The sequence below is a fragment of the Bradyrhizobium sp. 1 genome (assembly GCF_023073315.1).
Lineage (GTDB): Bacteria > Pseudomonadota > Alphaproteobacteria > Rhizobiales > Xanthobacteraceae > Bradyrhizobium.
Genome location: NZ_JADPJH010000018.1, coordinates 64,096 through 76,508, shown reverse-complemented (window position 1 = coordinate 76,508; position 12,413 = coordinate 64,096). Strand labels below are relative to the sequence as shown.

10 protein-coding genes are annotated in these 12,413 nt (G+C 66.2%); 7 read left to right on the top strand and 3 right to left on the bottom strand.

What is annotated here, in order from left to right:
• Nucleotides 1-444 precede the first annotated feature (444 nt).
• From IVB29_RS12725 to IVB29_RS12710, 4 genes are all read left to right on the top strand, one after another.
• Nucleotides 445-2,787, top strand: a complete 2,343-nt coding sequence (locus IVB29_RS12725; protein WP_247503718.1) for a Tex family protein — start codon at nucleotides 445-447, stop codon at nucleotides 2,785-2,787.
• Between the two features lie 194 nt (nucleotides 2,788-2,981).
• Nucleotides 2,982-3,458: a hypothetical protein gene (locus tag IVB29_RS12720; protein ID WP_247503717.1), complete on the top strand. Its 477-nt coding sequence runs from the start codon at nucleotides 2,982-2,984 to the stop codon at nucleotides 3,456-3,458.
• 100 nt (nucleotides 3,459-3,558) lie between these two features.
• Complete coding sequence (locus IVB29_RS12715) at nucleotides 3,559-4,251, top strand: response regulator transcription factor (RefSeq protein ID WP_247503716.1); 693 nt, start codon at nucleotides 3,559-3,561, stop codon at nucleotides 4,249-4,251.
• Nucleotides 4,238-5,314, top strand: coding sequence for a HAMP domain-containing sensor histidine kinase (locus tag IVB29_RS12710; RefSeq protein WP_247503715.1), 1,077 nt, complete (start codon nucleotides 4,238-4,240; stop codon nucleotides 5,312-5,314). The genes IVB29_RS12715 and IVB29_RS12710 overlap by 14 nt, the downstream gene beginning before the upstream one ends.
• A 6-nt stretch (nucleotides 5,315-5,320) precedes the next feature.
• Here IVB29_RS12710 and IVB29_RS12705 read toward each other — a convergent pair whose 3' ends face one another.
• Nucleotides 5,321-5,692: a helix-turn-helix transcriptional regulator gene (locus IVB29_RS12705; RefSeq protein WP_247503714.1), complete on the bottom strand. Its 372-nt coding sequence runs from the start codon at nucleotides 5,690-5,692 to the stop codon at nucleotides 5,321-5,323.
• Nucleotides 5,689-6,555, bottom strand: coding sequence for a S1C family serine protease (locus IVB29_RS12700; RefSeq protein WP_247503713.1), 867 nt, complete (start codon nucleotides 6,553-6,555; stop codon nucleotides 5,689-5,691). The genes IVB29_RS12705 and IVB29_RS12700 overlap by 4 nt, the downstream gene beginning before the upstream one ends.
• Before the next feature lie 186 nt (nucleotides 6,556-6,741).
• Between IVB29_RS12700 and IVB29_RS12695 the strand changes: the two genes are divergently transcribed.
• From IVB29_RS12695 to IVB29_RS12685, 3 genes are all read left to right on the top strand, one after another.
• Entirely contained in the window at nucleotides 6,742-7,707 is a 966-nt protein-coding gene (locus IVB29_RS12695; protein ID WP_247503711.1) for a VOC family protein, read from the top strand.
• Between the two features lie 58 nt (nucleotides 7,708-7,765).
• Complete coding sequence (locus IVB29_RS12690; protein ID WP_247503710.1) at nucleotides 7,766-8,641, top strand: dihydrodipicolinate synthase family protein; 876 nt, start codon at nucleotides 7,766-7,768, stop codon at nucleotides 8,639-8,641.
• Between the two features lie 124 nt (nucleotides 8,642-8,765).
• Nucleotides 8,766-11,087 carry a xanthine dehydrogenase family protein molybdopterin-binding subunit gene (locus tag IVB29_RS12685; protein ID WP_247503709.1) on the top strand — a complete coding sequence of 774 codons (2,322 nt, stop codon included), beginning with the start codon at nucleotides 8,766-8,768 and terminating at the stop codon, nucleotides 11,085-11,087.
• A gap of 118 nt (nucleotides 11,088-11,205) precedes the next feature.
• On the opposite strand, the gene IVB29_RS12680 is transcribed toward IVB29_RS12685, so the two are convergent.
• Nucleotides 11,206-12,402 carry an acyl-CoA dehydrogenase family protein gene (locus IVB29_RS12680; protein ID WP_247503708.1) on the bottom strand — a complete coding sequence of 399 codons (1,197 nt, stop codon included), beginning with the start codon at nucleotides 12,400-12,402 and terminating at the stop codon, nucleotides 11,206-11,208.
• Nucleotides 12,403-12,413 lie beyond the last annotated feature (11 nt).

Sequence of the window (12,413 nt, the reverse complement as noted above, 5' to 3'; positions counted from 1 at the left end):
GTCATTGCGAGCGCAGCGAAGCAATCCAGAGTCTTTCCGCGGAGGGTTTCTGGATTGCTTCGTCGCAAGGGCTCCTCGCAATGACGGTGTTGAGAGACCGCGCGCCACACTCCGCTCTCGTGCCCCGGACGCAGCGCAGCGTCCCCGGCGATGCAAAGCATCGTCCGGGACGGTGCGCTGCAGAGCCGGGGCCCATCTATCGGCCTGCATGGCGCCGCCTTCTGGGTCCCGGCTCTGCGCCGCATCGCTTGCGCGCTGCAGCGCGTCCGGGACACGAATGCAGCGGCAAATCGACGATTATGGCGAGAACGCATCGGTTCGACAAAAAATCCTCTGTCGACGGTTGCACGCCGCACCTTGATGAATCAACCTCGGTTGGTCCATAAGCGGCGTCCCGCAGCCGGTGGTTCGCCCCCGCGTCGCGTATCTGGAGGGAATTCTCGCGTGGCCAATATCAACCAGAAAATTGCGCAGGAGCTTGGGGTACGGACGGAGCAGGTCGAGGCGACGGTGACGCTGCTCGACGGCGGCGCCACGGTTCCCTTCATCGCCCGCTACCGCAAGGAAGCGACCGGTGCGCTCGACGACGCGCAATTGCGCACCCTGGAGGAGCGCCTGGGTTACCTGCGCGAGCTCGAAGACCGCCGCAAGGCCATCCTCGAATCGGTTCGCGAGCAGGGCAAGCTCGATGCCGCGCTGGAAGCCTCCATTCTCGCCGCCGACAGCAAGGCGCGCCTCGAAGACATCTACCTCCCGTTCAAGCCGAAGCGCCGCACCAAGGCCGAGATCGCCAAGGAGGCCGGCCTCGAGCCGCTCGCCAACCAGCTGATGGCAGAGCCCACGAACGATCCGAAAATGGTCGCCGAAACTTTCGTCAACGCCGAGAAGGGCGTCGCGGATGCCGCCGCTGCGCTCGACGGCGCCCGCGCCATCCTGGTCGAGCGTTTTGACGAAGACGCCGACCTGATCGGCGCGTTGCGCGAGGAGATGTGGACCAATGCGCGCATGGCCTCCAAGGTGCGCGAGGGCAAAAAGACCGAAGGCGAAAAGTTCGCCGACTATTTTGAATTCTCCGAGCCGCTGACCAAGCTGCCGTCGCACCGGATCCTCGCGATGTTCCGCGGCGAGAAGGAAGAGATCCTCGACCTGCAAATGCAGGCCGAAGCCGAGGCTCCGCCGCCGGGTGTGCCGGGCGTCTATGAGCTGAAGATCATGAAGCGGTTCGGCATTGCCGACCTCAAGCGCGCCGGCGACCGCTGGCTGATCGATACCGTGCGCTGGGCCTGGCGCACAAAAATCCAGGTGCATCTCAACATCGATTTGCGCATGCGGCTGTGGAATGCGGCCGAGACCGAGGCCGTCCGCGTGTTCGCCTCCAATCTGCGCGACCTCCTGCTGGCCGCGCCCGCCGGCACCCGCGTCACCATGGGGCTCGATCCCGGCTTCCGCACCGGCGTCAAGGTCGCCGTCACCGACGCGACCGGCAAGGTGGTCGATACCGCCGTGATCTATCCGCACGAGCCGCAGCGGCAGTGGAACGAGGCGCTGGCGATCCTCGGCAAGCTCGCGCTCAAGCATCGCGTCGAGCTGATCGCGATCGGCAACGGCACCGCCTCGCGCGAAACCGACAAGCTCGCCGGCGATCTCGTCAAGGGGCTGCCCGAGCTGAAGATGACCAAGATCGTGGTGTCGGAAGCCGGTGCGTCGGTCTATTCGGCCTCGGCCTTCGCCTCGGAGGAATTGCCCGGCCTCGACGTCACCCTGCGCGGCGCGGTCTCGATCGGCCGCCGCCTCCAGGATCCGCTCGCCGAGCTCGTCAAGATCGAGCCCAAGGCGATCGGCGTCGGCCAGTACCAGCACGACCTCGGCCAGGCCAAGCTCGCGAAGTCGCTGGATGCCGTGGTCGAAGATTGCGTGAACGCGGTCGGCGTCGACGTCAACACTGCCTCGGCACCGCTGCTCGCCCGCGTGTCGGGCGTCGGCTCCGGCCTCGCCCAGAGCATCGTGGCCCACCGTGACGCCAACGGCCCGTTCAAGTCGCGCAAGGCGCTGAAGGACGTGCCGCGGCTCGGGCCGAAGGCGTTCGAGCAGTGCGCGGGCTTCCTGCGCATCCTCGGCGGCGAGGACCCGCTCGATGCCTCCGGCGTGCATCCGGAAGCCTATCCGGTGGTGCGCCGGATCCTCGCGGCCACCAAGAGCGACATCAAGGCGCTGATCGGCAGCAGCGAGATCGTGCGCACGCTGAAGCCGAAGGACTTTGTCGACGAGACGTTTGGTTTGCCGACCGTCACCGACATTCTGCGCGAGCTCGAGAAGCCGGGCCGCGACCCGCGTCCGGCGTTCAAGGCCGCGGTGTTCATGGACGGCGTCGAGGAGATCAAGCATCTCAAGAAAGGCATGATCCTCGAGGGCACCGTGACCAACGTTGCCGCCTTCGGCGCCTTCGTCGACATCGGGGTGCACCAGGACGGCCTCGTTCACATCTCCGCGATGTCCAAGACCTACATCAAGGATCCGCGCGAGGTGGTGAAGCCCGGTGACATCGTCAAGGTCAAGGTGCTGGACTTCGAGGTCGCCCGCAAGCGCATCTCGCTGACCTTGCGCCTCGATGACGAGGTCGGTGACAAGAAGGACGCGCCCGGGATGCAGCGCGACAACAGCTCGCGCAATCCGTCGCGCATGACTTCTTCCGCGCCGCGGAAGCAGGAGTCTTCCTCCGGCGGCGGCGGCGCCCTCGCCGAAGCCTTGCGTCGCGCAGCCGAAAAGAACGGCGGCAAGCGGGCGTGACATCTTAACCTCCGCCGGGACAGTCTGGATTGCTTCGTCGCAAGGGCTCCTCGCAAGGACGAGGAGAGAGCGGGGCTCCGCTTCCCTAACACCGGCGTCAGAATCTGGCGCATTTGTAAGTTGAAGGTCCGTTCTCCTCATCTGATCCTCCTCCTGCGGCGCGGAGACCGCCGCACTGCAAGGAGGATGCTTCGATGAACAACAGGCTTCTCAAAAGCCTCACCGCGGCGGCGATCGCAGCGATGATGGCGGTCGCTTCACCGGTGCTCGCCCGGGGCGGCGGCGGAGGAGGCGGAGGCGGTCATGGCGGCGGCTTCGGTGGCGGTGGTCACGGCGGCTTCGGCGGCGGCGGGCATTTCGGTGGTGGGATGCATGCGGGCGGTTTTGGCGGCATGCGCGCGGGCGGTTTCGGCGGCATGGGTGGCGCACGCTTTGCTGGAGGCCCGGGCTTCGGCGGCGCACGTTTCGCGCATGCGGCGATCGGGCCGCGCTTCGCCGGCGCCGGCTGGCACGGCAGGTCCTTCATCGGCCGCCACGCCTTCTTCCGGCACCACCACCGCTTCTTCTTCGGCGCGCCCTTTGTCTACGCTGGCTATTACGACGGCTGCTGGCGCAGGAGCTTGACGCCTTATGGCTGGCAATGGGTCAATGTGTGCGGAGACTATTGGTAGTCGCATCGCCGTACCGCACCATTGTCGCGATCGCCATTGGGCTGTTCCGCCACGCCCCGGAACGGGATAGTCTGATGGCGATCGTCGCGCGGAGTTTTGCATGACCGGAGGTCACCGCCGCATCCTGGTCGTCGAGGACGATCCGGAAACCGCAGGCCAGCTCGTCGAGGAGTTGACGACCTCTGGCTATGACGTCGATCTCGCTGCCACGGGCCGCGAAGCCCTGAGCCACGGCGCCTCGCGCGACTATGCCGTGATCACCATCGATCGCATGCTGCCCGACATCGACGGCATCGCCGTGATGCGGCAATTGCGCGATGACGGTGTCGCGGCGCCCTTCCTGATCATCTCCGCGCTCGGCGAGGTCGACGACCGCGTGCGCGGCCTGCGCGCCGGCGGCGACGACTATCTCGTCAAGCCGTTTTCCTTCGTCGAGCTCCTGGCGCGGCTCGAGGCCCTCGGCCGCCGCAGCGAGACCATCGCCAAGGAAACCATCCTGCGCGTCGGCGATCTCGCCATCGACCTGATCGCGCGCAACGCCAGCCGGCATGGTCGGAAGATTCCGCTGCTGCCGCGGGAATTCCAGCTGCTCGAATATCTCGTTCGCAACGAGGGGCGCGTCGTCTCCCGCGCGATGCTGCTCCAGCACGTCTGGGACCTGCATTTCGATCCCTCCACCAACATCATCGACGTCTATGTCGGCCGCGTCCGACGCAAGGTCGACGATGCCCAGGCCTATCCGCTGATCCATACCATTCGCGGCATCGGATATTGTCTCCGTGCTCCTGGCTAACACGCTTCGCTCCTCGACCTTCCGGCTGGCGCTGTTCGCGATCGCCGTATTCGGGCTGATCGTCGCGGCGATCATGGCGTATGTCTATTTTGGTACGATAGCCTACGTGGAAAGCCGGGTCGGCGACGCCGGCGATCACAGCGGCTTCACCGCGATGATCGAGCTTGCGATGATCGCTGCCGGCGTGCTGCTTGCGGTGCTGGCAGGGCTCGCCGCGGTGCTGGTGACGCGGCGCACGGTCGGACGGATCGAGGAGATCAACGCCGCCAGCCGCGCCATCATGCTGTCCGGCCTCGACCGGCGCATTCCCCTGCGTGGCAGCCACGACGAGTGGGACCGCGTCGCCGAAAACCTCAACCAGATGCTCGACCGTATCGAGACGCTGATGGGCGAGGTCAAGCAGGTCAGCGACAACGTCGCGCACGATCTGCGCACGCCGCTGACGCGGATGCGCGGCCGGCTGGAAAAGGCCTACCACACACCGCGCAACAGCGAGGCCGATGCGGCGCTGATCGGCGACACCATCGCCGATCTCGACGCCGTGCTCGGCATGTTCGCCTCGATCACGCGGATCTCGGAGATCGAGACCCGCGCCCGCAGGAGCGCGTTTCGTGCGCTGAACCTGACGGAAATTGCCTGTGAGGTCGTCGAGCTCTATGATGCCGCCGCCGAGCAGGTCGCGACGCGCCTCAGCCTCAACGGCGACCGCGAGGTTGCGATTACTGGTGATCGCGACCTCCTGTTCGACGCCATCGCCAATCTCGTCGACAACGCGATCAAGCACGGCCGCAAGGGCGGGCAGGTGACGGTGACCTGCCGCAGCGACGATGGAGGCGCAGTGATTTCCATCGCCGACGATGGACCAGGAATTCCGGCTGATCAGCGCGATCACGTGTTCAAGCGCTTCTACCGGCTCGAGCAGAGCCGCTACACGCCGGGCAACGGTTTGGGCCTGAGCCTCGTCGCGGCGGTCGCCGGCCTCCATGGCGCCGAGGTCGCGTTGCGCGACAATGCGCCGGGCCTCACGGTCCGGCTCAGCTTCCCCAAGACTTCAGCACTATAGAACCCATCATAGCTCGATCACGCCGCGGCGTGCCGCATGCGCCACCGCGTCGGTGCGGCCGGTGGCATCCAGCTTGTCGAGCAGCGAGCCGACGTGGAATTTCACCGTGTGCACGGAGATGCCAAGCTGACGCGCAATCATCTTGTTGGAGCCGCCTTCGGCCATCAGCGCCAGCACGTCGAGCTCGCGCTGCGTCAGCGTAATGTCCCCGGGCATGCTGCGCGGATCGCGGGCAACGATTGTTGCCGCGGCCTGCTCACCAGGCGCGGCGAGGCGAAGCCCGGCGACATTGCCGAGCAGCGTCGCCAGGCGATCGGCCAGCGCGGGATCGTCGATCTCCAGCGACAGGACGATTTCGGCCGTCTTGTCCTCGCTCACGCCTCCGGCCTCTCGCCGACCGTGACCTTGAAGCTGACCGGCTCGCCGCCGCGGCGCACCGCGACATCGACGATTGCGCCGACGCTTGCCGGTCCCAGCGTCCGCGACAGTGCGCGCACGCCGGAGAGTTTCTGATCGTTGACCGCCACGATCACGTCGCCCTGGCGGATGCCGGCCGCCGCCGAAGGACCTGTCTTGTCGACATTCATCACCATCGCGCCAATGCCGTCGTCGAGCCGCACCGGCTGGAGCCCGAGGCCGAGATATCCGCGCGCGATGCGGCCGCGCGCCTCGAGCTGCGGCGCGACGCGCTCGATCGTCGCCGTCGGAATGACGAGCACGCGCCGCGGTCCGAGCACCGCCATGCCGAAGGCTTCGCCGGACGCATCGAGTGCAAGGCCGCCCTCCTGGCTCGGACGCAGGCGAATATCGAGCTCGATCCGCGCGTCGATGTCGCCGCCGCGTAGGGAGCGCCAGCCCTTGCCTGACGCCGAGACCATGCCGAGTGCGGCGCTCGGCGTCTCGCGGTTGGTGGCAATGACGACCGACAACGCGCCGAGCGGCGGGACCGTCGCGGCGAGCTTGACCGGCGCGACGGCGGCCTCGGTACGCAGCAGCGCGATGTCGGTGGTGTGGTCGCGGCCGACGATCGCGGCGACCACGCGGCTGCCGTCGGGGAGGCCGATCTCGACCTCGCCCTCGTCGGCCAGCGCCTCGTCGGCGGTGACGATCAGGCCGGGTTTCCAGACGAAGCCGCTTGAGCGGGAGCGATGCGAGTGCACCGAGACGACGGACGGCGCGGTGCGCGCCACGATGTCCGCGAGCTCGGACGACAGTGAAGACAGGGCGGTGAAGTCGGGCATGGCAGGCTCCTGTAAGCTGTCCTCAATCTGGGACGTCGCAGGCGATTGCGAAACTGGCCGGGTGGCCAGGAAAGGCCTTCCGTAGGACCACGGCCGACGAACATGTGATTGGGAGGCGCTCACGGGAACGTGTAGCAATCCAGAAATTGCGCCCTATGGCCTCAAGGATTTAGCGAGACCCGACCAATGACCATCGACCTCACCCGCCGCACCCTGCTTCAACTCGCCGGCGCGACGTCGCTTGCGATGGCGGCCGCCGCCGCCGCGCGTGCCGAGGGCATTCCGCAAGGCGGCGGGCCCACCTATGCCAGCCGGACACCGATGCATGTCGGCATGGTGACGCTCCGGGTCAAGAACCTCGACACGGTGGCGGACTACTACCGCGACGTGATCGGGCTCGCCGTGATGGAGCGTTCGGCCACCGCCGCGAAGCTTGGCACGGCCGGCATCACGCTGCTGGTGCTCGACGCGCGCCCCAATGCCGCGATTGAGCCGCGCAATGCCGCAGGCCTCTACCACACCGCCTTCCTGATGCCGACCCGCAAGGATCTCGCGCGCTGGCTGGTAGCAGCCGCCTCGCATCGCGTGAAGCTGTCAGGCTTTGCCGATCACCTCGTCAGCGAATCCGTCTATCTCGATGACCCCGAGGGCAACGGCATCGAGGTCTATGCCGACCGCGCCCCCTCGCAATGGCAGTGGAGCGAGGGCACCGTGAAGATGGCGAGCGACGAGCTCAACATTCCCGATCTGCTGTCGCTGACCAATACGCGCATCGCCGACTATGCCAAGGCGCCGGACGGAATGCGCATCGGCCACATGCATCTGCGCGTCGGCGATCTCACGGAAGCCGAGCGCTTCTATCACGGCACGGTCGGCCTCGACCCGACCCGCAAGCGCAATGGCGCCGCGTTCCTCTCGTCGGGCCGCTATCACCATCACCTCGGCATGAATGTCTGGCAGAGCGAGGGCGCCGGCCAGCGCGACGATTCGACGACGGGCCTTGCCTGGTTCTCGCTGGTGACGGAGAAGCAGGATATTCTCGCCGCCCAGGAGGAGCGCCTGCGCAAGGGCGGTGCGAAGGTCACGGCACTTGCGGATGGCGTGGAGGCGATCGATCCCTGGGGAACGCGGGTGCGGCTGCTCAGGGTTTGATCGACGGCGCGGGCGTTGGTAAGACCTGTCGGACTGTCCAGTACGGGGCACACCTGACATGGCTGATTTCCACGGCGTCTTCCCCTACCTCGTCTCGCCCGTCGATGCCGATGGCGCGGTCCGCACCAACGTGCTCGCGAAACTCTGCGACGATCTGATTGGCGCCGGCGTGCACGGGCTGACGCCGCTGGGCTCGACCGGCGAGTTCGCCTATCTCAATGCCGCGCAGCGCAACGCGATCGTGCAGACCACGATCGAGGCCGCAAGGGGCCGCGTGCCCGTGGTGGCCGGCGTCGCCTCCACAGCGACGGCGGATGCTGTGGCGCAGGCGAAGGCTTATCAGAAGCTCGGAGCCAACGGCATTCTGGCGATTCTGGAGGCTTATTTTCCGCTCGCGGATGCCCAGGTTGAATCCTATTTCCGCGCTATTGCGGATGCCGTGGACATTCCTGTCGTCATCTACACCAATCCGCAATTCCAGCGCTCCGATCTGACGTTGGACGTGATCGCGCGCCTCGCCGAGCATCCGCGCATCGGCTACATCAAGGACGCCTCGACCAATACCGGCCGGTTGCTCTCGATCATGAACCGCTGCGGCGATGCCTTGCGCGTGTTCTCGGCCTCCGCCCATATCCCGGCCGCGGTGATGCTGATTGGCGGCCAAGGCTGGATGGCGGGGCCCGCCTGCATCATTCCGCGCCAGAGCGTCGCGCTCTATGACCTCTGCAAGGCCGGCCGCTGGGACGAGGCCGTGGTGCTCCAGCGCAGGCTGTGGCGGATCAACGAAGCCTTCGCCCGCTTCAATCTCGCGGCCTGCATCAAGGCCGGGCTGGCGATCCAGGGCTATGACGTCGGCGATCCCGTCCCGCCACAGGCGCCGCTGACGGCCGATGCGCGCAAGGCCGTGGAAGCGGCGCTGCGGGAGCTTGATTAGCGAGCCGCCATCCCCGGCATGATGAATCCATGGGTTCGCCGCCCAAAACCGCGGCTGGCATGCCCTTGATTGATCCGCTAAAAGGCAGCCCGCAGTTTCGAAAAGACCCTGAGGACCCAGCGGAATGAACATTCTTCCCGGCAATTTGCGTTTCGGAGCGGGCCAGCCCGTCAAGCGTTTGGAAGACCAGCGGCTGCTCACCGGGAAGGGGCAGTTCATCGACGATAAGCCGGAGGAGGGCGCGCTGTGGTTGCATGTGCTGCGCTCGCCGCACGCGCACGCGAAGATCGTCTCGATCGACATCAGCGCGGCGGCCGGCATGCCCGGCGTCACTGCGATCTATACCGGCGCCGATCTGATCAAGGATGATGTCGGCACCATCCCGACGCTGAGCATCTTCAAGCGCCCCGACGGCAAGCCGATGACGGTGCCGCCGCGGCGCCTGCTCGCCCATGAGATCGTGCGTTACACCGGCGAGGCAGTGGCCGCGGTGGTGGCGTCCTCGCGTGCAGAGGCCCAGAGCGCAGCCGAAGCGATCGCGGTCGAATACGATGTGCAGCCCGCGGTGGTCGATCCGGTCGAGGCCATCAAGCCCGGCGCGCCATTGGTGTGGCCGGAGGCGCCCGACAACATCGTCGGTGCGATGGCTTACGGCGATGCCGCCAAGGTGGATGAGGCCTTTTCCAAAGCCGCGCACACGGTCGAGCTCGACATCGTCAGCCAGCGTCTCGTGCCGTCGGCGATGGAGCCGCGCTCGACCATTGCCGAGATCGACAAGAAGACCGGACGTCTCCTGCTGCATGTGCAGTCGCAGACCCCGGCCTCGACCCGCGACGTGCTGGCCGAAGCCGTGCTCAAGCGTCCCAAGGACAGCGTGCGCGTGCTGGTCGGCGACATCGGCGGCGGCTTCGGCCAGAAGACCAACCTCTATCCGGAAGATGGTATCGTCGCTTACGCGGCAACCAAGCTGAACAAAAAAATCCGCTGGCGCGGCGACCGCACCGACGAATTCGTCGGTGGCACCCATGGCCGCGATCTGACCTCGACCGCTTCTTTCGCGCTGGACGAGAAGGGCAAGGTGCTGGCTTATCGTGTCAAGTCGATCGGCTGCACCGGCGCCTACTCCTCGGGTGCTGCGAACATCATCCCGCTCGTGCTCGGGCCGTTCGTGCAGACCGGCGTCTACGACCTGCCGCTGGTGCATTTCGAGGTGCAGTCGGTGATGACCCACACGGCGCCGGTCGGGGCCTATCGCGGGGCGGGGCGGCCGGAAGCCGTCTTCATCGTCGAACGCCTGTTCGACGCCGCCGCGCGAAAAATCGGCATGGATCCGCGCGCGATCCGCAAAGCCAACTACATCAAGCCGACGCAGCTGCCCTACACCAATGCGGCGGGACAGGTTTACGATTCCGGCGCCTTTGCGCACATGCTGGACCGCGCCGTGAAGCTCGCCGACTGGGACGGCTTTGCCGCGCGCAAGAAGGCCGCGAAGAAGAAGGGCCTGCTCTACGGCCGCGGGCTTACCTCCTACATCGAATGGACCGGCGGCCGCGCCCACACCGAAAAAGTCAGCCTGCATGCGACCTCGCAGGGCCGCGTCGTCCTGCATTCCGGCACCATGGCGATGGGGCAGGGGCTGCAGACCACCTACACGCAGATGATCTCCGACACGCTCGGCATTGCCATGGACAAGATCGACGTCGTCCAGGGCGACACTGACTTGGCGATGGGCTTTGGCAGCGTCGGCTCGCGCTCGCTGTTCGTCGGCGGCACGGCCGTGGCGGTCTCCTCCAACGATCTGATCCAGAAGGCACGCGAGAAGGCGGCGAACGTGCTGGAGACCTCGGTCGAGGACATCGAATATCAGGGCGGCATGCTCACCGTGGTCGGCACCGACCGCCGCATCAGCCTGTTCGACATCGCCGAGAAGGAAGGCGGCGCCAAGCTCAGCGTCGATTCCGAAGGTGAGGTCGACGGACCGAGTTGGCCGAACGGCACGCATATATGCGAGGTCGAGATCGATCCCGAGACCGGCGTCTCCAAGGTCGTGCGCTACACCACCGTCGACGACGTCGGCGTTGCCGTGAACCCGATGCTGGTCACCGGCCAGATCCATGGCGGCGTCGCGCAGGGCATCGGCCAAGCGCTCTATGAGGGCGTGTCGTATGATGCCGACGGCCAGCTCCTGACCGCGAGCTACCAGGATTACTGCATCCCGCGCGCGGACGACGTGCCGCCGATCGTAGTGACGCTGGATGATTCCGCACCCTGCCGCACCAATCCGCTCGGCGCCAAGGGCTGCGGCGAATCCGGAGCCATCGGTGGCCCGCCCTGCGTCACCAACGGCGTGATGGACGCGCTCGCCGAGCTCGGCATCACCCAGTTGAACACGCCGCTGACGCCGCAGAAGATCTGGAAGGCGATCAAGGACGCGAGGGTGGGCTAAGACTTTCAATCACGCCGTCATTGCGAGCGCAGCGAAGCAATCCAGAGTCCCTCCGCGGAAGCGTCTGGATTGCTTCGTCGCAAGGGCTCCTCGCAATGACGGATGAGAGAGACGCGCGCTAAATCCCCAGCATCATCTTCGCAATGATGTCGCGCTGGATCTCCGAGGTGCCGCCGAAGATCGTGTACGCTCGCCCGTTGAGATATTCCGGCACCATTGTCAGCATGCCCTCAGGCGTCGCCGGCTCGTGGTTGAGCTTGTAGAGCGGGCGCATCGGCTCGACCGCGAGGGCGTCGTGACCGATCACGTCGACGCCGAGCCGTGTCACGGCCTGGCGGATCTCGCTGTTGCGCAGCTTCAGGATCGACGACACTGCGCCGGGATTTTGTCCGGTCTGGAGCGCCGAGAGCACGCGCAACTCCGTCATCTCCAGCGCGTCGATGTCGACCTCGACCTCCGAGATGCGCGTTGCGATATCGGGGCTGTCGATGGCGCGCCCTGTCAGATCGGACTCGGCAAGCTCCGTGATCGCCTTCAACCCCTCGCGCAGTTTTGCAGACGCAATGCCGGAGCCGCGCTCGAACTCGAGCAGATATTTGCCGTAGGTCCAGCCCTTGCCTTCCTCGCCGACGCGGTTCGCCACGGGCACGCGCACGTCGTCGAAGAACACCTGGTTGACCTCGTGGTCGCCGCCGATGGTGAGAATGGGGCGCGTGGTGATGCCCGGCGTTGTCATGTCGATGAGTATAAAACTGATGCCGTCCTGCTGCCGCGGCCCGTCGCTGGTGCGCACCAGCGCGAACATGCGGTTGGCGTGATGGGCGTGCGTGGTCCAGATCTTGGTGCCATTGATGATATAGTCGTCGCCATCGCGCACCGCGCGCGTCTTCAGCGAAGAGAGGTCGGAGCCGGAGCCCGGTTCGGAATAGCCTTGGCACCAGTAGTCTTCGCCGGAGAGAATCCGCGGCAGGTAAAAATTCTTCTGCTCCGGCGAGCCGAAGCCGATGATGACGGGCCCGACCATCTTCACGCCCATCACGTTGACATTGGGCACGCCGGCCCGCGCGCTCTCGGTCTCGAAGATCCAGCGCTGCGCCGGCGTCCAGTTCGGGCCGCCATGGTCGACCGGCCAGCCCGGCGCGCCCCAGCCCTGCTTGTGCAGCGTGCGCTGCCAGGCCATGCCGATATCAGGATCGGAGAACACCGACGGCGTCAGCGCCGTCGCGCGCTTCATCTCGTCGGTGAGATTTTTTGCGATGAAGCCGCGCACCTCATCCTGAAAGGCGCGCTCCTCGGCATTGAACGACAAGTCCATCGATGCGCTCC

Excerpts from the sequence above, each read along its gene's own strand:
- IVB29_RS12715 (WP_247503716.1), top strand. The coding sequence starts at position 3,559 with ATGACCGGAGGTCACCGCCGCATCCTGGTCGTCGAGGACGATCCGGAA.
- IVB29_RS12690 (WP_247503710.1), top strand. The coding sequence starts at position 7,766 with ATGGCTGATTTCCACGGCGTCTTCCCCTACCTCGTCTCGCCCGTCGAT.
- IVB29_RS12695 (WP_247503711.1), top strand. The coding sequence starts at position 6,742 with ATGACCATCGACCTCACCCGCCGCACCCTGCTTCAACTCGCCGGCGCG.
- IVB29_RS12685 (WP_247503709.1), top strand. The coding sequence starts at position 8,766 with ATGAACATTCTTCCCGGCAATTTGCGTTTCGGAGCGGGCCAGCCCGTC.
- IVB29_RS12720 (WP_247503717.1), top strand. The coding sequence starts at position 2,982 with ATGAACAACAGGCTTCTCAAAAGCCTCACCGCGGCGGCGATCGCAGCG.
- IVB29_RS12700 (WP_247503713.1), bottom strand. The coding sequence starts at position 6,555 with ATGCCCGACTTCACCGCCCTGTCTTCACTGTCGTCCGAGCTCGCGGAC.
- IVB29_RS12680 (WP_247503708.1), bottom strand. The coding sequence starts at position 12,402 with ATGGACTTGTCGTTCAATGCCGAGGAGCGCGCCTTTCAGGATGAGGTG.